The sequence below is a fragment of the Pseudomonas sp. dw_358 genome, assembly GCF_018449655.1.
GTDB lineage: Bacteria > Pseudomonadota > Gammaproteobacteria > Pseudomonadales > Pseudomonadaceae > Aquipseudomonas.
Window position 1 is genome coordinate 189,170 of record NZ_JAAVUX010000006.1, and the last position, 23,561, is coordinate 212,730.

Genomic DNA, 23,561 nt, shown 5'->3' on the forward strand with positions numbered 1-23,561 from the left:
GCGCGCGACGGAAAGTTTGAGGTGCAGTCGACAAGTGGCTGACGTCATCGAGTTGACGTTAATTTATAATTATTCTGCGCGGGTCTACCATTGGTCGCCGCCTGTCATAATGTTTGAAAGAATAAGCAGTGCTTCGTCACTGTTTGTTGGGATCCACAGCTAAAGTAGTTCAGTCAGTGCCCATCTTTCGGGCTTGGCCGTCTGAACCACAGGGGAGCAGCATGGAATGCGCACCAACTCAACCAAATGACAACAGTTCGGTCTTGCTGGTAGTCGACGACTATCCCGAAAACCTGATCAGAATGCGTGCCTTGCTCGAACGCCAGGATTGGCAGGTCGTCACGGCAGCGTCCGGCGTCGAGGCGCTGGGGGCATTGCTGGAGCACGAGGTCGATCTGGTGCTGCTGGATGTGCAGATGCCAGGCATGGATGGCTTCGAGGTTGCTCGCCTGATGCGCGGGAGCCAGCGGACGCGCCTGACCCCCATTATCTTCCTGACCGCCAATGAGCAGTCCCAGGCAGCGGTGCTCAAGGGCTACGCCAACGGCGCGGTCGATTACCTGTTCAAACCCTTTGATCCGCAGATCCTTCGACCCAAGGTCCAGGCCCTGCTGGAGCAGCAACGTAACCGCAAGGATCTGCAGCGCCTGAGCAAGGATCTGGAGTCAGCCAGGGCTTTCAATGCCTCGGTGCTGGAGAATGCGGCCGAGGGCATCCTGGTGGTGGATGAGCATGGCCAGGTGACCTACGCCAACCCGGCGATTTCGCGACTGCTGGGCGCGTCGGCGGAAGAGTTGCGCAACGCGGCCCTGATCGATTTTCTGCACAAGCCGGCGGTGCACAGTTGGCGGGAGTCCGAATTCTTCCGCGCCTACAGCAGCCGCGATACCTTCCGTATTCACGATGCCTCCTTGCGCACCCACAACGGTCAGCACTTGCCCGTGGCCTTGTCCTGTGCGCCGTTGCCCGGCGAGCAGCGCGCCATGGTGGTGACGGTGCTCGACATGTCGGTGGTGCGCAGCCTGCACCAGCAACTTGAATACCAGGCGGTGACGGACCCGCTCACCGGACTGCTCAACCGCCGTGGTTTTCACCAGGCCGTGGAAAGCGCGCTGCTGCGCAACGAGCGGCAGGACAAGGCCCAGGCGCTGTTGTACCTGGACCTGGACGGCTTCAAGCGCATCAACGACACCCATGGCCACGACGCCGGGGACAAGGCCCTGCGGTGGGTGGCCGACCAGCTCAAGGACAGCCTGCGCCCCTGGGACATCGTCGCGCGCATCGGCGGTGACGAGTTCACGGTGTTGCTCGATACCCTCGAATACCCGGAGCAGGCGGCCAAGGTCGCTGAAAAGCTGATTGATCGCATTTCCATGTGCCAGCAAGTGGACGGCCTGGAGGTTTCGCTGGGGGTCAGTATCGGCATTGCTACCAGCGCGACATCCGGGGCGACCATAGAAGGCCTGCTGCATGCCGCCGATATCGCCATGTACGCCGCCAAACAGGCGGGCCGACAGCAGTATCGCTATTACGATCAGGACATGAACGGTCGGGCACGCTCACGTTTGATGCTGGAAGGTAGCGTGGGTAATGCCATCGAGCACAAGGATTTCACCTTGGTCTATCAGCCTCAGGTGTCGCTGGCTGATGGCAGCTTGCGCGGCTTCGAAGCCTTGCTGCGCTGGCAGCACCCGAGCGTCGGCGATGTGCCACCAGGTCTTTTCATTCCGTTGCTGGAAGAGGCGCGCCTGATCAGCCGCCTGACCAGCTGGATTTACCAGCAAGGGGCAGCACAGCGGCGCGAGTGGTTCAACGGCTTTGCCGACGAGCTGGTTTTGGGCATCAGCCTGAGCAACGCCCAGTTCAGCATGCCGAACCTGGTGTCCGAGCTGCAGCGGGCGATTTCAATGCATGGCCTGCAACCGCGGCAGCTGGAAGTCGAAGTGACCGAGACTTCTTTGGCGCATAACCTCGGTGATGCCTTGCGCCAGCTTCAGCAGCTGCGCAATCTGGGCGTGCGGGTGGCGCTGGATGACTTCGGCATGGGCCACTGCTCCCTCAAACTGTTGCGTGATCTGCCGGTGGACACTCTCAAGCTGGACCGGCACCTGGTGGCCAAGCTGCCAGGCTCCAAGGGGGATGCCATCATGGCGCGAGGGATCATCGAGGTCTGTCGCGAGTTCGGTGTGACGGTGATCGCCGAGGGGGTGGAAACCTCCGAGCAATACCAATGGCTGTTGGCCAATGGTTGCGAGCTGGCTCAGGGCTTCATCGTCGCCAAGCCACTGACCGCCGCTGATGCCGGCCGTTTCCCGCCGCGCTTTGATTGGGCCGCGATCTGACCACTGCTACACTGGCGGCCGCTCACACTGACTCGCGGCCGCCATGACCCCGCTCAAATACCTGCAAGCCTACCCTCCTGACCTGCAAGCCCAGGTGCGCCAGATGCTCGACCAAGGGCGCTTGGGTGATTACCTGCACCAACGCTATCCCGAGCGCCATGCCGTGCAAAGCGACAAGGCGCTGTACACCTACGTGCTGGATATCAAGCAGGAACACCTGCGAAACGCCCCCAGCATCGACAAGGTCCTGTTCGACAACCGCCTCGACCTCACTCACCGCGCCTTGGGTCTGCACACCACGGTCTCGCGGGTCCAAGGCGGCAAACTCAAGTCCAAGAAAGAAATCCGCATCGCCTCGCTGTTCAAGGAAGCGGCGCCGCAGTTTCTGAAGATGATCGTGGTCCACGAACTGGCGCATTTGAAGGAGTCGGACCACAACAAGGCTTTTTACAAGCTGTGCGAGTACATGCAGCCCGGCTACCATCAGCTCGAATTCGACCTGAGGGTCTACCTGACCTGGCGTGACCTTCCCACCTGACAGGCAAACTTCATGGAAGTCAGCAAGACCCGAACCAGCTTCTACCGCCGCCTGTACGTGGCGTTTTTGATCGACAGCGGCCAGGCCAGCAACATTCCCGCCCTGACCGAGGCCACCGGCATGCCGCGACGTACCGCGCAGGATACAGTGGCGGCGTTGGGCGAGCTTGACATTGTCTGCGAGTTCGAACAGGCCGCCGGTGAGCGTCACCACAGCGGGCGTTATCGGATTCTGGACTGGGGGGCGATTGATCGCGGCTGGGTGGAGAACAATCTTCCCCGCATCCGAGAGGTTCTACAGTACCCGTAGGCCGGCCTTGCGCATGCCGATATGCGGTATGTCATCCTCCAGGTACACCTCGCCCTCGGCCACAAAACCATAACGCCCGTAATACCCCTGCAAATGCGCCTGGGCCGAGAGATGGATCGCGACTCCCGGCCAGTGCTTCTCCGCCTGCTGCAGGCCGCGCTCCAGCAGCTCATGCCCCAGCCCCCGGCCTCTGGCCGCAGGGGCGGTCACCACGCGGCCGATGACGACATTGCCACCTTGAGCATGCGGGTCGAGCAAGCGCAGGTAACCCAGCAGGTGGTCATCCTGCCAGGCCATGAGATGATGGGTGTCGCCCGTCAGGTCCAGGCCGTCGGTTTCCAGATAAGGGCAGTGCTGTTCGACGACGAAGACTTCGGTGCGCAAGGTCAGCACGGCATACAGCTGTTCCTTGCCCAGGTCGTCGTGGTGTTTGCAGACCCATTCGATCGTCATGCCGTGCCTCTTTTCATTAAGTTCAGCGGGCGACCATCAAGCCAGCGAGCCTCATATTTGGCAAGGTCGAATTTAATTCGAGACAAATACGGCAAATAGCTACCAACGGCCGATGTCTGCCCCGCAATCTTTGTGTAATCTGGCTGATAACGCAGTTGGCCTGGCCACGGCGTAATGGATGGTCACGCGGGTCAACAGCTTCACGCGCCGCCGGCCCTAGGGCCCGCTATAGGATCTTGAGCATGCTGCATCTGCTTCGAGCCTGTTGTTTGTTGGGGACCTTGTGCTGCGCCAATCTGGCAATGGCCGACAAGCTACGCCTGGTGGCCGACGGTTGGCCGCCGTTTACCGATATCACCCAGCCCAATGGTGGCTTGGCAACCGAGTTGGTGACCACGGCGTTGCAGCGGGCCGGCTTTTCCTCCGGGTTCGAGCAGGTCCCTTGGGCGCGAGCGTTGCTGGGCGTTGGCGAAGGGCGCTACGACATCCTCATCAATGCGTGGTATAGCGATGAGCGCACCCGCATCGGGCAATTCTCGGTGGGTTACCTGAATAACCGCGTCCTGTTCATTCGGCGCAAGAACTCTACCGTCGATTTCCAGGGTGACTACAGCACCTTGCACCCTTACCCGATTGCCGTGGTACGTGGCTACGCTTATTCCCAAGGCTTCGACAGCGATGACCAGATGCAGAAGGTGCTGGTGCACAACTTTCCCATGGCTGTGCAGATGCTTGCCGCCGGACGGGTTCAGTTGGCGTTGGACGATGAGCTGGTGGCCCGCTATTACCTCTCCCGCGAGACACCGGCGATACGCAATGCGGTAGAGTTTCTGCCGACGCCCCTGAGTTCCAACCAGCTGCGCATCCTGGTCAGCCTGAAAAACCCTGACCATGACCGCATCGTCAAAGGCTTCGACCAGCAGATCGCCGCCATGAAAGCCGACGGCACCTACGATCGACTGGTCAAGCAGTACGGCATGTAGCGCCGGTCAGACGACGGCTGGCGTCTTGTCCTTGATCAAATGAGCCGCCAAGGTACGCAGCGGGCCTAGCTGACGGCAGATCAGGGCCAGTTGGGTCTGCACCAGCCGCTGGTTTTCGTCGACCTCTTCGGGCATCTGCTCCAGCGCGGTAGCCAGCGCCTCTTCGGCATCGCTCTGCACAGCCACCGGCTCGCGGGCGGCCAGCCCTGTCGCTACTTCTTCGATACTGTGTACCAGTTGCCCCCCGGCGCCGCCGATCAACTGTTCGCGTAAAGGCTCCGGCAGGCTGGTATCGCGGTGAGCGCCCAGCCCCGAGAGATAGCTGAGCAAGGTGTGGGACAGCACGAGGAAGCGAAAGCCGACGTCTGCCTCTTTGCGAAAATGCCCAGGCTCCATCAGCATGTTGGCCAAGGTAGTGGACAGCGCCGCGTCGGCGTTATGGGCGTTGCGCCGCGCCAGACGGTAAGCGAGATCGTCGCGCTTGCCGTTGGCGTATTGCTCGAGGATCTGGCGCAGGTACGTGGCGTTGCAGCTAAGGGTGTTGGCCAGCACCTTGTTCAGGCGCCGCCCCTGCCAGTCCGGCAGGAACAGGAACACCGCCAGGCCGGCGATCAGGCTACCGATCAGCGTGTCGAACAGGCGCGGCAGGAACAACCCGTAACCGTCGCCGGTCTGGTTGAAGCAGAACAGCACCATCAGGGTGATCCCGGCGGTGGAGACCGTGTAGCGGGTGGTGCGGTTGACGAAGAACACCAGGCCCGCAACGATCGCAAAGAACGACTGGATCAGCGGGCTGGGGAACAGGTCGAACAGCGCCCAGCCAACGGTCAGCCCGACGGCGGTGCCGACAATCCGCTGGCCCAGTTTGCGTCGCGTGGCACCGTAGCTCGGCTGGCAGACGAACAGCGTGGTGAGCATGATCCAGTAGCCCTGGGAAGGGTGGATCAAGTGGATCATGACAAAGCACACCGTCAAGGCCAGAGGCAGACGCAGCGCATGGCGGAACACCAGAGAGCTTGGGGTCAGGTTCTGGCGAATCCGGGCCCAGACATCCTTGAGGTTGCGTGGCGAGCGGTCGAGCAGGCTGCTGTCGCTGGCATCGGCCAGGCTGTCGGGGTTGCTGGCATCACTGAGCAGACGATCAAGGGTCGCGAGGTTATGGGCCAGCGCCCGCAGCGAGCGCAGCAGGCCACGCCAGGCCGGGTTACTTTGAATGCGCAGATGCTCCAGCGAAGCGTGCAGGTCGCTCAAGGCTTCGGCAAAGCTGTCGTCATAGATGAAGGGCTGGCGCAATTGAATGGACTCGGACAAGCGCTGGCAGGCCGCCCCTTGCTGGCGCAGCAGGCGTTGGCAGCGAAACAGCACGTCGCTGTGGAAGAAGGCTTCGGCCAGGGCGTTGTACGGGTAATGGGAGCTGCTGGCGCGTTCGTGGATGTCTTGGGCCAGGAAGTACAACTTCAGGTAGCGGCTGACCTTGGAGCCGGGGCGACCACCGCCGACCCGGTGCAGGATAATTTCCTTGCTGGCGTTAAGCGCCGCCACCACCCGACCATTCTGCTTGGCCAATTCCAGCCGGCGCGCCTCGACGTCGAGCTGGCGAATCGGCTCGAACAGGCTGGATTTGAGCTTCAGGTAGATGCCCAGTTCCCGGAACACCCGCGCCAGCCCCTGCTGCACGGGCTGGTTGGAAAACAGCGCCTGCCACAGCACCGACAGCACCCCGTACCAGCCGGCACCAGCCACCAGCAGCATGGGCTCGTGCCAGACATTGGTGATCTCGCCGCCGCGCTGGTCTACGCCGATCACGGTGTACACCGAGAGGATCAGCGTGGCATAGGCAATCGCGTTGTAGCGCTCGCCCAGGGCGCCAAGCATCGTCAGCACGAAGGCTGCCACAGCCAAGGCGCTGACGAAGAGAATGGGGTAGGGGAACAGCACCTCCACCGACAACGCCGACGCGCTGAAACACACCAGCGTCACGGCCAGGGCTTGCACCCGGCCTTGCCAGTTGTCATCGGTTTCGGCCAGAGCGCAGGCGACGATCCCGAGGAACAAGGGGATCAACAGGCGCATCTCGTTGAGGTAATAACAGGCCGCCATGCTGCCGGTCAGGGCGAGAAACACCCGCACGCTGTAGCTGAATTTGTCCAGCGCCCACAAGCGGCGCATTGATTGGCGAAACGAGGTCGAGGCCATGAATGGGGCGAACCTGTCGGGCAGATGGAAATAAGCTCAGCTGTGGTTCGCATGGTACCGATTATCGGGCTGGCGTACATCCACTCAGGTGTCTATCTGTTGCCTTGAACACTGGAGGACCGGGCTTGCTCGGGAAGCCCCGCCGCTGAATGCCTGACGCACCGAGTTGCCGGGTTCCCGAGCACGCTCGGTCCTGCAGGACGGGCATAGGGTGCTTCAGGCAAACTGCGCCGCTGCATACCCCGACGCCCAGGCCCACTGGAAGTTGAAGCCGCCCAGGTGCCCGCTCACATCCAGTACCTCACCGACAAAATACAGCCCTGGGCTTTTCAGCGATTCCATGGTCTTGGACGAGACCTCGCGGGTATCGACACCGCCCAGGGTCACCTCGGCGGTGCGATAGCCTTCGGTTCCTGCCGGCACCAACTGCCAACTGCCCACTTGCTCGGCCACGGTCGCCAACTCGCCGGGGGTGTATTGCTTCATCGGCTTGGACACGAACCACTGTTCGGCCAGCAGGTTGGCCATCTTCTTGGTGAAGATTTCCCCGAGCAAGGTCTTCAACTCGCTGTTGGGCCGCTCGCCTTGCTGCTGTTGCAGCCAGCTCAAGGCATCGTGCTCGGGCAACAGGTTGATCTCTATCGTGTCACCGGGGTGCCAGAACGAGGAGATCTGCAGGATCGCCGGACCGCTGAGGCCGCGGTGGGTAAACAGGAGGTTCTCGCGAAAACTCATGCCGTTGCAGCTGACCACGCAATCCACCGAGGTCCCGGAAAGCTCGGTACACAGCTCCTTGAGCTGGTCGGTTATGGTGAGCGGTACCAGGCCTGCGCGGGTGGCCAGCACGTTGTGGCCGAACTGTCGGGCGATCTGGTAGCCGAAGCCGGTAGCCCCCAGGGTCGGGATCGACAGGCCGCCTGTGGCCACCACCAGCGACGTGCAGTCCAGCGGCCCCATGCTGGTCTGCAAGCGGTAGCCACTGTCGCTCTTGTCGATCTGCTGCACGGACGTGTCCAAGTGCAGCTTGACCCCGGCCTGGTCGCATTCGTCCAGCAACAAGCCGAGGATGTCGCTGGACTTGTTGTCACAGAACAGCTGCCCCAGCTTCTTCTCGTGATAGGGCACGCCATGTTTGCCCACCAGCTCGATGAAGTCCCACTGGGTGTAGCGCGCCAGCGCGGACTTGCAGAAGTGCGGGTTCTGCGAGAGGAAGTTGGCCGGTTCAGTGTACATATTGGTGAAATTGCAGCGGCCGCCGCCGGACATGAGGATCTTCTTGCCGGCCTTGTTGGCGTGGTCGATCAGCAGCACCTGACGGCCGCGCGCAGCGGCCGTCAGAGCACACATCAGGCCGGCCGCGCCGGCACCGATGACGATAACGTCGGTAGCACCCACGACTTGCCCTCTTACAGAATGCGCACGCGCAGCGAGCGACCCTTGATCTTGCCGCTGTTCAGACGCGACAACGCCTGCTTGGCGACGCTGCGCTCCACGGCGACATAGGCCTGGAAGTCGAAAATGGCGATCTTGCCGACCTGGGCACCGGGGATGCCGGCGTCGCCAGTCAGGGCACCGAGGATGTCACCCGGGCGGACCTTGTCCTTGCGCCCGGCGCCGATGCACAAGGTGCTCATCACCGGCAGCAGCGGCTCGCCGCCTTTGGACGTGAGGCTCGACAGCGGCTCCCAGGCCAGTGGGGCGCGTTGCAATTGCTCGATGGCCTGGGCGCGATGGGCTTCGGAGGGCGCGACAAAGCTGATGGCCAGACCTTTTTCACCGGCACGCCCGGTACGGCCGACGCGGTGAATGTGGATTTCCGAGTCGCGGGCCAGTTCGACGTTGATCACCATGTCCAGCGCATCGATGTCCAGGCCGCGGGCCGCGACGTCAGTGGCCACCAGTACCGAGGTGCTCCGGTTGGCGAACATGGCCAGGACCTGATCGCGGTCTCGTTGTTCGAGGTCGCCGTGCAGGGCCACGGCGCTGATGCCCTTGGCGGTGAGATGGTCGACCACTTCGGTGCACTGCTGCTTGGTGTAGCAGAACGCCACGCAGGACTGCGGGCGGAAGTGAGCCAATGCCTTGGTCACTGCTTCCAGGCGCTCTTCCGGGGAGATTTCATAGAAGCGCTGCTCGATCTCGCTGTCGGCATGCATCGCTTCGGACTTGACCTGTTGCGGGTTGCGCATGAATTTCGACGATAGCTGCTTGATGCCCACCGGGTAGGTGGCAGAGAACAGCAGCGTCTGGCGGCGCTCCGGGGTCTGCTCGATGATGTCGGCGATGGCGTCGTAAAAGCCCATGTCCAGCATGCGGTCGGCTTCGTCCAGCACCAGGGTGTTGAGGCCGTCGAGGATCAGCGAGCCCTTGCGCAAGTGCTGCTGAATACGTCCCGGGGTGCCGACGATGATGTGCGCGCCGTGCTCCAGGGAAGCGATCTGCGGGCCGAAGGACACGCCGCCACACAGGGTCAGAACCTTGATGTTGTCTTCGGCGCGGGCCAGGCGGCGGATTTCCTTGGCCACCTGGTCAGCCAGCTCGCGGGTCGGGCACATCACCAATGCCTGGCAACCGAAGAAACGCGGGTTGATCGGGTTAAGCAGGCCAATGCCGAAGGCGGCGGTCTTGCCGCTGCCGGTCTTGGCCTGGGCGATCAGGTCCATGCCCTTGAGGATCACCGGCAAGCTCTGCGCCTGGATCGGCGTCATCTGGGCGTACCCGAGCGATTCGAGGTTGGCCAGCATGGCGGCGGACAGGGGCAGAGTATTAAAAGCGGTGGCAATGGTGGTCACGGGACGGGCCTGCAAAACAAAATGTCGCGCAGTGTATCAGCCCGCAGCCAATCCCCCTATTCGTGAACCTCTGGTTCTGGACGAGCAACACGCCGACCGTCCTGATTGGACAGCTGCACGAAGATTCCGGCGGCAAGGATGGCCATGATTCCCACCGATAGGAAGGTCAGCTGGAACGCGCCCAGTACGGTGTCCACCGTGCCCTGGCCGATCTCGGCGGTAAACCCGCCCAGCAACGCGCCGGCGCAGGCCACGCCCAGGCTCAGGGACAGTTGCGCCACCACCGAGAGGAGGCTGTTGCCGCTGCTGGCGTTATGGTCGTCGAGGTCGATCAGCGTCACGGTGTTCATCGCCGTGAACTGCATCGAGTTGATCCCGCCGACGATCGCCAGTTGGGTCAGCATCAGCCAATAGGGCGTGCTGGTGGAGACCAGGCCGAGGCTGGCCAGCATGATGCCCAGGGCCAGGGTGTTGCCGGTGAGAACGATGCGATAGCCGAACCGCTCGATCAGCCAGCGCGCCAGGGACTTGGCCGCCATGGCCGAGGCGGCCAGTGGGATCATGCTCATGCCGGCCTGGGCGGGCGAGTAGCCCAGCGCCACTTGCAGCAGCAACGGCACCAGAAGCGGCAGGGCGCCGCTGCCCAGGCGAGCAAACAGGTTGCCAAGGATGCCCACGGCGAAGGTGCGGGTGCGAAACAGCTTGGGCTCGAACAGCGGGCTGTCGATGTGGCCGGCCCGCAGCCAATAGGCCGCCAGGCAGGCCATGCCGAAGAACAGCAGGAGCATCACCCGCATGTGCGGCAGGTTCAGTTCTCCCAGGCCTTCCATGGCGACAGTGATCAACACCATGGAGGCGCCGAACAGCAGAAAGCCGATGCCGTCGAAGCGGGTGCGGGTGGCGCCACGCAGATCGGGGACCAGCAGCCAGACGGCGCGACAGCCCAACGCGCCGACGGGCAGGTTGAGCAGGAAAATCCAGTGCCAGCTCAGGTATTCGACGATCCAGCCGCCGAGGGTCGGGCCCAGCAACGGGCCGAGCAATCCGGGAATGGTGATGAAGCCCATGATCCGCACCAGCTCGCTGCGCGGGTAGGCGCGCAGGACGATGAGCCGCCCCACCGGCACCATCAACGCTCCGCCCAGGCCCTGGATGATGCGGGAGAAAATCAGCACGTTCAGCGACCATGACAGCGCGCAGGCCAGCGAGCCGATGCTGAAGATCAGGATGGCGCTGAAGAACACACGCTTGGTGCCGAAACGGTCGGCCAGCCAGCCCGAGGCCGGGATCAGCAGGGCGACTGTGAGCATGTAGGCGATGATCACGCCTTGCATGCGTAACGGGTTCTCCTCCAGGTCGCGGGCCATGGCCGGCAGGGCGGTGTTGAGAATGGTGCCGTCGAGCGATTGCATGAAAAAGGCAATCGCCACGACCCATGGGAGCCAGCGTGCGGTTTTTGCGTCGAGAAGAGGGGTTGTCGGCATTTCGGCTCTTTGTTTTGTGTGGGGGCTGCCCTGTTCCTGTAGGACCGAGCTTGCTCGGGAGGCCCGCGCCGCCGCCTTCCCGAACAAGCTCGGTCCTACAAGAGTGGGGCCTACAGGGTCAATGTCAACTTGCGCACCAACGCCCCTGGCAAATGGCTCGACGACGTCTGCCGCTCACCGTAGGTGCTGGTGGACAAGATCATCTCGCGCTCCGCCGTCAGCGCTTCCAACTGGCTGCCCAGCAGGCTGTACACACTGTCATCGAAACGCATGGTGTTGACCGGCGCCTGGATCTGACCGTCTTCGACCCAGAAAGTGGCAAATCGGGTCAGGCCGGTCATGCGCCCGGCGGGCAGGTCGGAGTAATTGAGGTACCACAGGTTACTGATGTACAGCCCGGTGCCGAGCTGGCGCAGGATATCGCTCTCGGCCAGGTCGCCCGCCGCCATGGCCAAGGCGCTCGGCGCCTCACCCCAACCGGCGCCGTTGTTGACCAGGCCGTACTCGGCGGCGCTGCGCGAATCGATCAGGCGCTCGCCGGCTTGGCCGCCTTCCACGAGGGCGAGGTCCTTGCGCGGGTATCCCTCTTCGGAGAAAGCCGGGCTCAGCGAGCCGCTGACCTGCTCACTCATGTGGGTTAACGGGCTGAGCTGTGCTTCGCCGCCATACAGGCGTTGCAACGGGCTGCTCTTGCTGGCGATGGACTGGGCCGAAAAGCCGCCCCAGCTGAGCATGCCGACGATTTCGTCCAGCGCGGCGGGGGCCAGGTAGGCGCGGTATTCGCCGGGGGGCAGCACCTTGGCGGGCCGCTCGAGAAACGCCAGCTGCGCGCTGGCTTTGCGCAGGCGCTGCACGAACTGTTCGTCCTGCCAGACCTGCCCAGCGTAATTGGACTTCACCGCCTGACCGTTGCCGTGAAACAGGCTCCAGTCCAGGTTGAAGCTGTTGGCCTGGTGCCAACCGAATGCCCCGTGGGAACTGGCGAAGCCGCGGCTGATGGTACCCGCTGCGTAGATGCCGACCAGGTCCAGGCCAGCCGCTGAGCCACTGATCTGCGCGACGATGGCCTCGGCATCGGGCAATTCAGGGGTGTGGACGTGATGGCTGCGCCAGACGCTGGTGTTGAGTTGCAGGTAAGGATCGGCCGGCAGCAGCGGCAAGGTCTCGCGCAGGCTGTCGAGGGCCTCGGCCAGCCGCTGCTGATCAACATCGACGTCACCGCAGAGGGTCAGTTGCAGATCGGCCTGACGGCCGTCATCCATCAATTTGAGGAAACCGCTGGCCTGTTCGACATGCCCGGCCTGGCGCACCTTGGCATGGTTGAAACGGATGAAGTCCGAGGTCTCGGCGTTGTAGCCGAAGGTGAAATGCTGCGGCGCTGCCACGGCCTGCCCCAGCCACTGCACCAGTGCTTCGAAATGCTCGCTCATCAGGCGTCTCCCCCAAATACGTCAACCTGGCTGAATACGCAGGCAGGCGAGGCGTGCCCAACGCGGATCACCTGATTGGGTTCGCCCTTGCCGCAGTTGGGCGTGCCCAGCACCTGGAACGTGCTGCGGTCGCCAACCGCGCTCAGGTTGCCCCAGAAATCGGCGGAAATGCCGCGATAGTTGGGGTTCTTGACCACGCCTTTGAGCTCGCCATTCTCGATCAACTGGCCCCACTCGCAGCCGAACTGGAACTTGTTGCGCGCGTCATCGATAGACCAGGAGCGGTTGGTGGACATCAGGATGCCGTGCTCGATGCTGCCGACCAACTGCGCCATGCTGCGGTTGCCCGGCTCGATGTTGAGGTTGGCCATGCGATCGATGGGCGCGCGGTTCCAGCCGCAGGCGCGGCTGTTGGCGACGCCGTCGAGGCTGGCGCGGTGCTGGGACAGGGCGCCGCCCAGTGGCCGTTCTAGACGGCCGTCGCGGATCAGAAACTGCTTGCTGGCCGCCGTGCCGTCGTCGTCGAAGGCGTAGCTGGCCAGTTGTTCCGGGATGTCCGGGTCGAAGGTCACGTTGAGCAGCGACGAGCCATACTGCAAATGGCCGAAGTCGCTGGCTTTGACGAAGCTGGTGCCAGCGTAGTTACGCTCGTCACCGAGGATACGGTCCAGCTCCAGCGGATGGCCGATGGACTCGTGGATCTGCAAGGTCATCTGGTCCGGGGTCAATAGCAGGTCCCGTGGCCCCTCGGGGGTGTTGGGGGCCAGCAACAGTTGCAGCGCCTGATCGGCGACCTTGACGGCGGAGCCCATCAGGCCACAGCGCTCCAGCACTTCGGCGCCGCCTTGCTGGCCGAAATTTTCCCGACCCAGGCTGCGGCGCTGGCTGTCATGGCCGTCGTAGGCGGTGACCGTGGTGCCCGGGAAGATGAAGCGCTGGGCCTGACGCAATTGTGCGCCAGCAGTGTTCAGGTAGATCTGCTCGACCGTGGTGACGCCCAGGCTGACTTGCCAGCTGGCAAAGCGCTCGTCCGCCGGCACGCTGGCCGACTCTTGGTTGAGTAGCGCAAAGCAATCGGCGAGCGAGGGGAACGGCTGCTCGAAGTTGGGCGACAGGTAGTCGGCGCGGCCTTGGGCGACGGCTTGCTCGCTCAGGTCGAGCAGGGCGTGAGCCTGGATCGCGCGAGCCTGGGCTTCAGCCTGTTCCAGCGCGCGCTGCAAGCCGGCCTGGGAGAGGTCGGGGGTGGCGGCGTAGGCTTCGACGCCCGCGATACGCACGGTGAGCATGGCCCCTTCGTCGCGGCTGAGGCTGGGCGGTTCGGCAATGTTCTTGCGCACCGAGAGGTGCTGGCTGGATTGGCGCACGTAGCGCACGGAGAAGAATGGGGCACGGCTGCGCAGGGCGGCAAAGCGCTGCGCCAGCGTGGCGGTGAAATCGAACATGGTCAGCCTCGGGGCTGCGGGGGAGAGGGCCAGCTTAGGCCATCTTTTGTATCAGGAGCAATCAGTGGGGCTTTGCAGGACCGAGCTTGCTCGGGAAAAACACGCCGCGTTGTACCTGTCAACCATCGGCGTCTGGTTCCCGAGCAAGCTCGGTCCTGCAAGGGGTTGCTTTGAGCGCGACCTTTCTGGTCAGACCACTCGCATCGGCGCCGTGCGCACCGGGGCATCACCGGCCACATAGTAGGCGGCCGTGGAACGCGCCTCCGGTTTGCGCCCGCGAATCCGATCGGCAATTTTCTCGGCGATCATGATGGTCGGCGCATTGAGGTTGCCGGTGGTGATGATCGGCATGATCGAGGCATCCACCACCCGTAGCCCCTGCATGCCATGCACGCGGCCCTGGCTGTCGACCACGGCCATCTCGTCAGTGCCCATCTTGCACGAGCAGGACGGGTGGAACGCCGTCTCGGCGTGCTCGCGGACGAATTTATCCAGCTGCTCGTCGGTCTGCACCTCGATGCCCGGGCTGATCTCGCGGCCACGGTACTTGTCCAGCGCGGGTTGCTGCATGATTTCGCGGGTCAGGCGGATGCCGTCGCGAAACTCCTGCCAGTCTTGTTCGGTGGCCATGTAATTGAAGAGGATGCTCGGGTATTCCCGCGGGTTCTTCGACTTGAGCTGCACCCGGCCACGACTGGGTGAGCGCATGGAGCCGACGTGGGCCTGAAAACCGTGCTCTTTCACACCATTGCTGCCGTTGTAGTTAATCGCTACCGGCAGGAAGTGGTACTGAATGTTCGGCCACTCGAACTCCGGGCGCGAACGGATGAACCCGCCGGCCTCGAACTGGTTGCTGGCACCAATGCCGGTGCCGTTGAACATCCACTCGGCGCCGATCTTCGGCTGGTTCCACCACAGCAGCGATGGGTAAAGCGACACGGGCTCGGTGCAGGCGTATTGCAAGTACATTTCCAGGTGGTCCTGAAGGTTCTCACCCACGCCGGGCAGGTCGTGCACTACCGGGATGCCCAGGCCTTCCAGCAGCCTGGCCGGGCCGACGCCGGAGCGCTGCAGCAGTTGCGGCGAACCGATGGCGCCGCTGCATACCAGCACTTCCTTGCGGGCGCGGGCTTCGTGCGGGGTATCGCTGTCGCCCACCAGGTATTTGACCCCGACGGCGCGCTTGCCTTCGAAGAGGATGCGGTCGCTCAGCGCGTGGGTGACGATGGTCAGGGTATTGCGTTGTTTGGCCACGTCCAGGTAGCCCCGCGCCGTGCTGGCGCGACGGCCCTTGGGCGTGACGGTGCGGTCCATGGGGCCGAACCCTTCCTGCTGATAACCGTTGAGGTCGTCGGTACGCGGGTAACCGGCCTGCACCCCGGCTTCGACCATGGCGTGGAACAACGGGTTATTGCCAGCCTTGGGCGTGGTGACGCTGACCGGGCCGTTGCCGCCATGATAATCGTTGGGGCCGATGTCGCGGGTCTCGGCTTTCTTGAAGTACGGCAGGCAGTCCAGGTAACTCCAGTCTTCCAGACCCGGCAGTTTGGCCCAGCCGTCGTAGTCCATGGCGTTGCCGCGGATGTAGCACATGCCGTTGATCAGGGAAGAACCCCCCAGACCCTTGCCGCGACCGCATTCCATGCGACGGTTGTCCATGTGTGGCTCGGGATCGGTCTCGTAGGCCCAGTTGTAGCGGCGACCTTGCAGGGGAAAGGCGAGGGCGGCCGGCATCTGCGTACGGAAGTCGGCGCGGTAGTCCGGGCCGCCCGCTTCGAGCAACAGGACGGTGACCCCGGCGTCTTCGGTCAGGCGCGTGGCCAGGGTGTTACCGGCCGAGCCGGCGCCAATGATGATGTAGTCGTAGTCTTGGGACATGTGCTGCTCCCTTGGGAATAGAGGGGCGTGTCATCCGGGATGGAGGCGGGCACTCACCCTGTGGGAGCAGGCCTTGGCCGCGATGGCAGCACCGCAGTCTGGTCGGACCGCGTCGTCTGCATCGCAGGCAAGCCCTGCTCCCACAGGAAGCATGCCAGCCCTCCCGCATGGGCAAATTTCAGGGGCGCAGGGCGTTAGAAAACCGAGGCGTAGTCGCCCAGTTCGACCTGGATCGACTTGATCCGGGTGTACTGCGCCAGCGAGCTAATGCCGTTTTCGCGACCGACGCCCGATTGCTTGTAGCCGCCCACCGGCATCTTCGCGTCGGACTCGCCCCAGGCGTTGATCCAGCAGATACCGGCTTCCAGTTGATGAATCACGCGGTGCGCGCGGGTCAGGTCGCGGGTGACGATACCGGCGGCCAGGCCGAACTCGGTGTCGTTGGCGCGGCGGATGACTTCGGCTTCGTTGTCGTAGGTGAGGATGCTCATTACCGGGCCGAAGATCTCTTCGCGCACGATGGTCATCTCGTCGGTGCAGTCGGTGAACACGGTAGGCGCCACATAGGCACCATTGGCCAGCTCGCCGCCCAGACGATCGCCGCCGGTCAGCAGGCGTGCGCCTTCTTCTTTGCCCTTGGCGATGTAACCCAGCACGCTTTCCATGTGGGCAAAGCTCACCAGCGGGCCGAAGTTGGTGCTTTCATCCTGCGGGCAGCCAACGCGGATGCGTTTGACCCGCTCGGCGATCTTCGCTTCGAAGGCCCCCTGCAGAGCGGTGGGAATGAACACCCGTGTGCCGTTGGTGCAAACCTGACCGGAGCTGTAGAAGTTGGCCATCATCGCGATGTCTGCTGCGCGGTCGAGGTCGGCGTCTTCGAATATGATCAGCGGGCTTTTACCGCCCAGCTCCATGGTCACTTCCTTGAGCGACGAGCTCGATGCGCTGGCCATGACTTTCTTGCCGGTGTCGGTGCCGCCGGTGAACGAGATTTTTTCGATGCGCGGGTGCTCGGTCAGCCAGCCGCCGACCTCACGGCCGCTGCCGGTCAGGACGTTGAACACGCCATCGGGCAGGCCGGCTTCGGTGTAGATTTCCGCCAGCTTGAGGGTAGTCAGCGAGGTGACTTCGCTGGGCTTGAAGATCATCGCGTTACCGGCAGCGAGAGCCGGTGCCGATTTCCACAGGGCTATCTGGATCGGGTAGTTCCACGCGCCGATGCCGACGGTGACGCCCAATGGCTCGCGGCGGGTGTAGACGAAGGAGGTGTCACGCAGCGGGATCTGCTCGCCTTCGATGGCGGGCACCAGGCCGGCGTAGTATTCCAGCACGTCGGCGCCGGTGACGATGTCGACGTAGCGGGTTTCCGAGTAGGCCTTGCCGGTGTCCAGGGTTTCCAGAGCGGCCAGTTCGTCATTGCGCTCGCGCAGGATGTCGACGGCGCGGCGCAGGATGCGTGAACGCTCCATGGCGGTCATCGCGGCCCAGACTTTCTGGCCTTGCTCGGCACTGACCACGGCGCGCTCGACGTCTGCCTGGCTGGCCCGTTGCACCAGCGCCAGCAGTTCGCCATTGGCCGGGTTGATGGCCTCGAAAGTGGCATCGCTGGTAGCGTCAGAGTAGCCGCCGTGGATGTAAAGCTTTTGCAGTCCGAAACGGGCCATAGTGTCCTCGCATGTGCATGTGTTTGAGGGGGATCGACGCTTGGCGTCGCTTATCCCACCTGTTTGGCTAACTGTAGATCCATGTACTCATAGGCAATCCGCTTGGCCTGGGCGGTGTCGAAGGCATCCCCTGACAGCGCGCCGCGCAGCCACAAGCCATCCACCAGGGCGGCCAGCCCGCGGGCCGCGCTGCGTGCCTGTTCCAGCGGCATGACGCGGCGGAACTGGCAGCACAGGTTGGAATACAGGCGGTGATCGTTGATCCGCTGCAACCGGTGGAGCGACGGCTGGTGCATGCTCGCGGCCCAGAAGGCCAGCCAGGTTTTCATGGCCGGGCCGTTGACCTGGCTGGCGTCGAAGTTGCCTTCGATGATCACCTGCAGATGGGCCCGCGGGCTGTCATCATCGAGCGCCTGGCGGCGTGCCGCCACGTTGATGATCAGCGCGTTCATCAGATAACGCATGGTCGCGGCGATCAGGCCGTTCTTGTCCTGAAAGTAGTGACTGATGATGCCGTTGGACACCCCGGCCAATCGGGCAATCAAGGCAATACTGGCTTCCGCCATGCCCACTTGGTCAACCGCCGTCAGGGTGGCTTCGATCAACTGCTGACGACGAATAGGTTGCATACCAACCTTGGGCATGGGCCTGTCTCCTTGGGCTTTCGTGCAAATCTTGGCGCCCGACCGAATCAAATCAGTCTATTTTATTTTTATTGATCGTTCAATCAATAAAAAACATCGGGCGTCGAACGGCACCTCGATGACCGAGGTGGGGGGAGGGCAAGAAATACGCCAACAGCCGAGGAGCGATCAATGATCACTCCTCGGCCGGGTCCTGTTGCTCACCCCAGGTTTTTACCCAGCAGCGCGTGATACAGCTCGGTATCACCGAGAATGCCCACGACTTCGTTGTTGTCCTGCAGCACCAGCTTGTTGCCGGTGTGATAGCGGATCTGCAACGCGTCGCGCATGCCGATGTCGGCGTGCACCACGGTCGGGTAGCGGCCGAGACTCTCGACCGACTGGCCCGGAACCCAGGCCTGGGTGTTGAGGGCATCGCCGCCTTGGCGGGCGCTGGTCAGCGAGTGGCCTTCGCCCAGGTTCAGCCAAGAATCCACGCCAGGGTCCAGACAGACCGAGCCGTTGATGCGCTTGCAGTTGTCCAGGGTGCGCATCAGGCTGCGACCGCGCAACACGTTGAGCGGGTTGGTGTGGGCGACGAAAGTGCGTACGTATTCGTCTGCCGGGTTGAGCACGATGTCTTCCGGCTTGCTGTACTGAACAATCTTGCCGTCTTTCATGATGGCGATGCGGCTGCCCAGCTTGAGCGCCTCGTCCAGGTCATGGCTGACGAACACGATAGTCTTGTGCAGCTTGCGTTGCAGTTCCAGCAATTCGTCCTGCAGGCCCTGACGGATCAACGGGTCAAGTGCAGAGAAGGGTTCGTCCATCAACAGGATGTCGGCGTCCATGGCCAGCGCCCGGGCCAGCCCGACGCGCTGTTGCATGCCGCCGGAGAGCTCGTCGGGCTTCTTGTTGCGCCATTGGGTCAGGCCCACCAGCTCAAGCTTTTCATCCACCAGCTTGTTGCGTTCCTTGTCAGGACGGCCCTGCATTTCCAGGCCGAAGCTGATGTTTTCGCGCACCGTCAGCCAAGGCATCAGGGCGAACTTCTGGAACACCATGGCTATGCGCTTGGTGCGCATCAGCTTGAGTTCGGCCGGGGAACAGGAGGCGATGTTGATCTGCGCGCCTTCGTGCTCGACGAACAGCGAGCCGCGGCTCACGGTGTTGAGACCGTTGATGCAGCGCAGCAGGCTGGACTTGCCCGAACCGGACAAGCCCATCAGCACGCAGATTTCGCCCTTTTCGATGGACAGGCTGGCTTTTTCCACGCCGACGATCTGCCCGGTCTTCTTGAGGATCTGCGCGCGATCCATCCCCTGGTCCAGCAGCTTCAAGGCCTCGCGAGGGTCCTTGGTAAAAATCACATCGACGTTTTCGAAACGAATGATGCTCATGCGTCACCCCCGATCTTCAGGTCCGGCTGTTTGCAGATGCGGTCCAGCATGATGGCCAGCAACACGATCGCCAGGCCCGCTTCGAAGCCCAGAGCGATATCGGCGGTGTTCAAGGCGTTGACCACGGGCTTGCCCAGGCCATCAGCGCCCACCAGGGCGGCGATCACCACCATGGACAGCGACAGCATGATGCACTGGGTGATGCCGGCGGCGATGCTGGGCATGGCGTAAGGCAATTCGATGCGCGACAGCAGTTGGCGGCGCGAGCAGCCGAAGGCCTTGCCGGCGTCCATCAGCTCGTGGGGCACGTCGCGAATGCCCAGATAGGTCAGGCGGATCGGCGCCGCAATGGCGAAGACCACGGTGGAAATCAGCCCGGGCACTACGCCCAGGCCGAAGAGTGTCAGGGTAGGGATCAGGTAAACGAAGGTTGGAACGGTCTGCATCAAGTCGAGTACAGGACGCATCATGGTGTAGAACATCGGCTTGTGGGCCGCCACGATACCCAGCGGCACACCGATCACCACGCACACGGCGGTGGCGAACAGCACCTGGGCGAGGGTCTCCATGGTCTCCTGCCAGTAGCCGAGGTTGAGGATCAGCAGAAACGACAGCACCACGAAGGCGGTCAGCCCCCACTTGCGCTGGATGAAATGCGCCAGAGCGGCGATCAACGCGGTCAGTACAAAGGGGTTGAACCAGGTCAGACCGAACGTGAGGCCGTGGATCAGGCTCTCCAGTGTCGATGAGATCAGGTCGAAGGTGCTGGCGCCGTGGCGGGTCAGCCAGTCGACGAAGGCCGCAATGTATTCGCCCAGTGGGAGTTTATGATCAGTCAGCATGGTAGTGAACGTCCGCATGCGGGGGGAAGACAGGGGCCGACGCGGCGTACCGCGTCGGCACCGCGTTACTGGGTCAGCTTGGCTTTGGCGGCCTCCAGGCCTGGTTTACCATCAATGGTGGTGACGCCGGCGAGCCAGGTATCAAGTACTTGTGGGTTCTTCTTCAGCCATGCCTTGGCAGCAACATCTGGCTTCATCTTGTCGTCGAGGATGTTGCCCATCAGCGAGCTCTCCATCGGCAGCGTGAACGACAGATTTTTCAGCAGTTGGCCAACGTTGCTGCATTCCTGGGTGTAGCCCTTGCGCACGTTGGTGTAGACGGTGGCCTGGCCGAAGTTCGGGCCGAAGTAGTCATCGCCACCGGTCAGGTATTTGATTTTGAAGCGGGTGTTCATCGGGTGCGGTTCCCAGCCCAGGAACACCACGTCGGTGTGACGTTTGGTGGCGCGGTCGACCTGGGACAGCATGCCGGCTTCGCTGGACTCGACGACTTTGAAGCCGGCGTCTTTCAGGCCGAAGGCGTTCTTGTCGATCATGCTCTGGATCAGGCGGTTACCGTCGTTGCCTGGCTCGATGCCGTAAATCTTGCCGTCCAGTTCTTTCTTGAATTTGACGATGTCGGCAAAGTCGTGAAGACCTTTGTCATACAGCTCCTGCGGAACCGCCAGGGTGTACTTGGCGTTTTCCAGGTTGGCGCGCACGGTTTCCACGGTGCCGGCATCGCGGTAAGGCTTGATGTCGTTTTCCATGGTCGGCATCCAGTTACCCAGGAAGACGTCCATGTTCTTGCCATCGGCCAGGGACTTGAAGGTCACCGGGACCGAAATCATGGTGGTCTTGGTCTTGTAACCGAGGGATTCGAGGACAGCACTGGTGACGGCGGTGGTCACGGTGTTGTCGGTCCAACCGACATCCGAGAAGTTGACCAGACCGCATTGCGCCGGTTCAGCCGCCTGGGCCAGCACGGGGAGACTCAGCAAAGCAGCCAGCAACATCGAAGGTGAAGCTTTCATGGGTGGACTCCTGGAGGTTTTTCCTTGCGGCGCGCCACGTGACGCGCTGCGCTGTCGTGAATGCTTGATGGGCGGGATTCTGCCTGGGGCAGGGTCGCGCCTTGCAACCGAGTCGGGACCGATCATGTACCAGTGAAAATCACACGCCTACAGGGGGGGTCGTAACCAGTACAGGCAGGGTCGTATCCAGTGTCGACGAGGTCGTTTACAGATTTGCGAGACCCGCCCCCAGCCCTGCAGGATCGAGCTTGCTCGGCAAGAACGCACCGCCACATGGCGGTCGGGACGCAGTGTCTGGTTCCCGAGCAAGTTCGGTGCTACCGATCGAGATGCCTCATGTGCCACTTGCGACACTACACTGAGACAGGGCGCAGACAAGCAAGACCACGTCGGTTGCAGGCGTCAGACGCTTCAGCAATCGGCCCATCATGAATGCCTATTCGCGGGTGCCTCATCCCCGTCCCGTCATCGCAAAGGAGCCTTGCGGCCATGGCCATCAGCGTGTTCGACCTGTTCAAGATCGGCATCGGACCTTCCAGTTCCCACACCGTGGGCCCCATGCGCGCGGCGGCGCTGTTCACTCAGGGCTTGCGTGACCGCGACGAACTGAACCAGGTGCGGCGGGTGGAGGTGCGCCTGTATGGCTCGCTGTCCGCCACCGGGATCGGACACGGAAGTGACAACGCGGTGATCATGGGCTTGATGGGCGAATGGCCGGACGCGATCGACCCGTCCACCATCGGTGCGCGTATCGAGACCCTGCGCGAAAGCCACACGCTGCTGCTGGCCGGGCGCCTGCCCATCCCTTTCGTCTGGGAGCGCGACATGCTGCTGCTCGACGAGAATCTGCCCTACCACCCCAACGCCATGACCTTGATCGCCCAGGGCGAGCACGGCGAACTCAGTCGCGACACCTACTACTCGGTGGGTGGCGGTTTTGTCGTTGACGCCGCGCAGGCGGCCAGCGGCGTGCTGGATGCCGACAACACCGTGTTGCCTTACGACTTCAATTCGGCGGTGGAGCTGCTGGAGTTGTGCGAGACCCACGGGCTGCGGGTGTCGGAACTGATGCTGGCCAACGAAAAGGTCTGGCGCAGTGAGGAAGAAATCCGCGCCGGCCTGATGAAGCTCTGGCGGGCCATGCAGGATTGCGTCGAACAGGGCCTCAAGCACGAAGGCATTCTGCCAGGCGGCCTGTTCGTGCGCCGTCGCGCAGCCAAGCTGCACCGCAGCTTGTTGGAGCTGAACAAGCCCAATGTCATCGGCTCGACCTTGAGTGCAATGGAGTGGGTCAACCTGTTCGCCCTCGCGGTCAACGAAGAAAACGCCGCCGGTGGGCGCATGGTCACCGCGCCCACCAACGGCGCTGCGGGGATCATTCCGGCCGTGCTGCACTACTACATGAAGTTCAGCGACGAGGTCAGCGAAGCCAATGTCGTCGACTACCTGCTGGCGGCGGCGGCGATCGGCATCCTGTGCAAGAAGAACGCGTCGATTTCGGGGGCTGAGGTCGGCTGTCAGGGCGAAGTGGGCTCGGCCTGCGCCATGGCCGCCGCGGGGCTGGCGGAAATTCTCGGCGCCACACCGGCGCAGCTGGAAAATGCGGCGGAAATTGGCCTGGAACATAACCTCGGGCTGACCTGCGACCCGGTGGGCGGGCTGGTTCAGGTGCCGTGCATCGAGCGTAATGCCATTGCTGCCGTGAAGGCGATCAACGCCGCGCAGATGGCCCTGCGCGGCGACGGTATCCACTTTATCTCGCTGGACCGGGTAATACGCACCATGCGTGACACCGGTGCCGACATGCACGACAAGTACAAGGAAACCTCTCGGGGCGGCCTGGCGGTCAGTGCTATCGAGTGCTGACTGCGCGGTTTTTGCTCGTTTATTGATCTCGTGCAACTTTTTGGCGCGTCTGCTTCGACGCGCCATGTCCCTTCAAGGCATATGGCTTAATGCCAGTCCCCACTTTTTTCGTGTGCCTTTGAGTGACATCGCCTTTTGTCGCTTTTTGAACAGCCTCACATCAGTGCTACCGAATTGCTCAAGCGCGCTCAGCCCTTGGGCTTTAGCCGTGTGCAGGATTTTTGTGCGCCCGCTCTGCGTCGGCCCAAAGCGTCGTTTTTGGGTTTTATTGAATGTGCATTCAAGTTTAGGCATGGCATTTGCGTT

At 62.7% G+C, this 23,561-nt stretch carries 19 protein-coding genes; 5 read left to right on the forward strand and 14 right to left on the reverse strand.

Annotated elements, in window-relative coordinates; all coding sequences use genetic code 11:
- Positions 1–221: 221 nt before the first annotated feature.
- From HB675_RS11820 to HB675_RS11830, 3 genes are read left to right on the forward strand one after another with little or no spacing between them, the layout of a single operon-like run.
- On the forward strand, positions 222–2,342 hold the full coding sequence (locus HB675_RS11820; protein ID WP_213878494.1) for an EAL domain-containing protein: 2,121 nt from the start codon (positions 222–224) through the stop codon (positions 2,340–2,342).
- Between the two features lie 43 nt (positions 2,343–2,385).
- Positions 2,386–2,880, forward strand: a complete 495-nt coding sequence (locus HB675_RS11825; RefSeq protein WP_213878495.1) for a M48 family metallopeptidase — start codon at positions 2,386–2,388, stop codon at positions 2,878–2,880.
- 12 nt (positions 2,881–2,892) lie between these two features.
- Positions 2,893–3,189: a winged helix-turn-helix domain-containing protein gene (locus HB675_RS11830; RefSeq protein WP_213878496.1), complete on the forward strand. Its 297-nt coding sequence runs from the start codon at positions 2,893–2,895 to the stop codon at positions 3,187–3,189.
- On the opposite strand, the gene HB675_RS11835 is transcribed toward HB675_RS11830, so the two are convergent.
- A complete protein-coding gene (locus tag HB675_RS11835; RefSeq protein WP_213878497.1) occupies positions 3,175–3,642 on the reverse strand; it encodes a GNAT family N-acetyltransferase in 468 nt (155 codons plus the stop codon). The two genes, HB675_RS11830 and HB675_RS11835, sit on opposite strands and share 15 nt — an antisense overlap.
- A 242-nt stretch (positions 3,643–3,884) precedes the next feature.
- Between HB675_RS11835 and HB675_RS11840 the strand changes: the two genes are divergently transcribed.
- On the forward strand, positions 3,885–4,625 hold the full coding sequence (locus HB675_RS11840; protein ID WP_213878498.1) for a transporter substrate-binding domain-containing protein: 741 nt from the start codon (positions 3,885–3,887) through the stop codon (positions 4,623–4,625).
- A gap of 6 nt (positions 4,626–4,631) precedes the next feature.
- Here the strand turns inward: HB675_RS11840 and yccS are convergent, their stop codons facing one another.
- From yccS to HB675_RS11900, 12 genes are all read right to left on the reverse strand, one after another.
- A complete protein-coding gene (gene yccS, locus HB675_RS11845) occupies positions 4,632–6,821 on the reverse strand; it encodes a YccS family putative transporter (protein ID WP_213878499.1) in 2,190 nt (729 codons plus the stop codon).
- 216 nt (positions 6,822–7,037) lie between these two features.
- The gene (locus HB675_RS11850; protein ID WP_213878500.1) at positions 7,038–8,216 is read right to left on the reverse strand and encodes an aminoacetone oxidase family FAD-binding enzyme; all 1,179 of its coding nucleotides are present in this window, start codon (positions 8,214–8,216) and stop codon (positions 7,038–7,040) included.
- Positions 8,217–8,227: 11 nt separating this feature from the next.
- The gene (gene dbpA / locus HB675_RS11855) at positions 8,228–9,613 is read right to left on the reverse strand and encodes an ATP-dependent RNA helicase DbpA (protein ID WP_213878501.1); all 1,386 of its coding nucleotides are present in this window, start codon (positions 9,611–9,613) and stop codon (positions 8,228–8,230) included.
- A 56-nt stretch (positions 9,614–9,669) separates the two neighbouring features.
- On the reverse strand, positions 9,670–11,184 hold the full coding sequence (mdtD, locus tag HB675_RS11860) for a multidrug transporter subunit MdtD (RefSeq protein WP_256737518.1): 1,515 nt from the start codon (positions 11,182–11,184) through the stop codon (positions 9,670–9,672).
- A gap of 23 nt (positions 11,185–11,207) precedes the next feature.
- The gene (locus HB675_RS11865; RefSeq protein WP_213878503.1) at positions 11,208–12,527 is read right to left on the reverse strand and encodes a TldD/PmbA family protein; all 1,320 of its coding nucleotides are present in this window, start codon (positions 12,525–12,527) and stop codon (positions 11,208–11,210) included.
- Positions 12,527–13,969, reverse strand: coding sequence for a TldD/PmbA family protein (locus HB675_RS11870; protein WP_213878504.1), 1,443 nt, complete (start codon positions 13,967–13,969; stop codon positions 12,527–12,529). The genes HB675_RS11865 and HB675_RS11870 overlap by 1 nt, the downstream gene beginning before the upstream one ends.
- A gap of 189 nt (positions 13,970–14,158) precedes the next feature.
- The gene (betA, locus tag HB675_RS11875; protein ID WP_213878505.1) at positions 14,159–15,847 is read right to left on the reverse strand and encodes a choline dehydrogenase; all 1,689 of its coding nucleotides are present in this window, start codon (positions 15,845–15,847) and stop codon (positions 14,159–14,161) included.
- Between the two features lie 194 nt (positions 15,848–16,041).
- Positions 16,042–17,511 (reverse strand): betaine-aldehyde dehydrogenase, encoded by a 1,470-nt coding sequence (gene betB, locus HB675_RS11880; RefSeq protein WP_213878506.1) that lies wholly within the window; start codon positions 17,509–17,511, stop codon positions 16,042–16,044.
- 50 nt (positions 17,512–17,561) lie between these two features.
- Positions 17,562–18,155 (reverse strand): transcriptional regulator BetI, encoded by a 594-nt coding sequence (gene betI, locus HB675_RS11885; protein ID WP_213878507.1) that lies wholly within the window; start codon positions 18,153–18,155, stop codon positions 17,562–17,564.
- A 200-nt stretch (positions 18,156–18,355) separates the two neighbouring features.
- Positions 18,356–19,534 carry a choline ABC transporter ATP-binding protein gene (gene choV / locus HB675_RS11890; RefSeq protein WP_213878508.1) on the reverse strand — a complete coding sequence of 393 codons (1,179 nt, stop codon included), beginning with the start codon at positions 19,532–19,534 and terminating at the stop codon, positions 18,356–18,358.
- Positions 19,531–20,376 (reverse strand): choline ABC transporter permease subunit, encoded by an 846-nt coding sequence (gene choW / locus HB675_RS11895; RefSeq protein ID WP_213878509.1) that lies wholly within the window; start codon positions 20,374–20,376, stop codon positions 19,531–19,533. Before choW ends, choV begins: the two co-directional genes overlap by 4 nt.
- A 65-nt stretch (positions 20,377–20,441) precedes the next feature.
- Positions 20,442–21,389, reverse strand: coding sequence for a choline ABC transporter substrate-binding protein (locus HB675_RS11900; protein ID WP_213878510.1), 948 nt, complete (start codon positions 21,387–21,389; stop codon positions 20,442–20,444).
- Positions 21,390–21,878: 489 nt separating this feature from the next.
- Here HB675_RS11900 and HB675_RS11905 point away from each other — a divergent pair, with 489 nt between their 5' ends.
- Positions 21,879–23,255, forward strand: a complete 1,377-nt coding sequence (locus HB675_RS11905; RefSeq protein ID WP_213878511.1) for an L-serine ammonia-lyase — start codon at positions 21,879–21,881, stop codon at positions 23,253–23,255.
- A gap of 72 nt (positions 23,256–23,327) precedes the next feature.
- Here HB675_RS11905 and HB675_RS11910 read toward each other — a convergent pair whose 3' ends face one another.
- On the reverse strand, positions 23,328–23,549 hold the full coding sequence (locus tag HB675_RS11910; RefSeq protein ID WP_213878512.1) for a hypothetical protein: 222 nt from the start codon (positions 23,547–23,549) through the stop codon (positions 23,328–23,330).
- Between the last annotated feature and the right edge of the window lie 12 nt (positions 23,550–23,561).

What these genes read in the sequence shown, in the direction of transcription:
- HB675_RS11820 (WP_213878494.1), top strand. Translation starts at nt 222, where the DNA reads ATGGAATGCGCACCAACTCAACCAAATGACAACAGTTCGGTCTTGCTG.
- HB675_RS11825 (WP_213878495.1), top strand. Translation starts at nt 2,386, where the DNA reads ATGACCCCGCTCAAATACCTGCAAGCCTACCCTCCTGACCTGCAAGCC.
- HB675_RS11830 (WP_213878496.1), top strand. Translation starts at nt 2,893, where the DNA reads ATGGAAGTCAGCAAGACCCGAACCAGCTTCTACCGCCGCCTGTACGTG.
- HB675_RS11835 (WP_213878497.1), bottom strand. Translation starts at nt 3,642, where the DNA reads ATGACGATCGAATGGGTCTGCAAACACCACGACGACCTGGGCAAGGAA.
- HB675_RS11840 (WP_213878498.1), top strand. Translation starts at nt 3,885, where the DNA reads ATGCTGCATCTGCTTCGAGCCTGTTGTTTGTTGGGGACCTTGTGCTGC.
- yccS (WP_213878499.1), bottom strand. Translation starts at nt 6,821, where the DNA reads ATGGCCTCGACCTCGTTTCGCCAATCAATGCGCCGCTTGTGGGCGCTG.
- HB675_RS11865 (WP_213878503.1), bottom strand. Translation starts at nt 12,527, where the DNA reads ATGAGCGAGCATTTCGAAGCACTGGTGCAGTGGCTGGGGCAGGCCGTG.
- HB675_RS11870 (WP_213878504.1), bottom strand. Translation starts at nt 13,969, where the DNA reads ATGTTCGATTTCACCGCCACGCTGGCGCAGCGCTTTGCCGCCCTGCGC.
- betA (WP_213878505.1), bottom strand. Translation starts at nt 15,847, where the DNA reads ATGTCCCAAGACTACGACTACATCATCATTGGCGCCGGCTCGGCCGGT.
- betB (WP_213878506.1), bottom strand. Translation starts at nt 17,511, where the DNA reads ATGGCCCGTTTCGGACTGCAAAAGCTTTACATCCACGGCGGCTACTCT.
- betI (WP_213878507.1), bottom strand. Translation starts at nt 18,155, where the DNA reads ATGCCCAAGGTTGGTATGCAACCTATTCGTCGTCAGCAGTTGATCGAA.
- choV (WP_213878508.1), bottom strand. Translation starts at nt 19,534, where the DNA reads ATGAGCATCATTCGTTTCGAAAACGTCGATGTGATTTTTACCAAGGAC.
- choW (WP_213878509.1), bottom strand. Translation starts at nt 20,376, where the DNA reads ATGCTGACTGATCATAAACTCCCACTGGGCGAATACATTGCGGCCTTC.
- HB675_RS11900 (WP_213878510.1), bottom strand. Translation starts at nt 21,389, where the DNA reads ATGAAAGCTTCACCTTCGATGTTGCTGGCTGCTTTGCTGAGTCTCCCC.
- HB675_RS11905 (WP_213878511.1), top strand. Translation starts at nt 21,879, where the DNA reads ATGGCCATCAGCGTGTTCGACCTGTTCAAGATCGGCATCGGACCTTCC.
- HB675_RS11910 (WP_213878512.1), bottom strand. Translation starts at nt 23,549, where the DNA reads ATGCCTAAACTTGAATGCACATTCAATAAAACCCAAAAACGACGCTTT.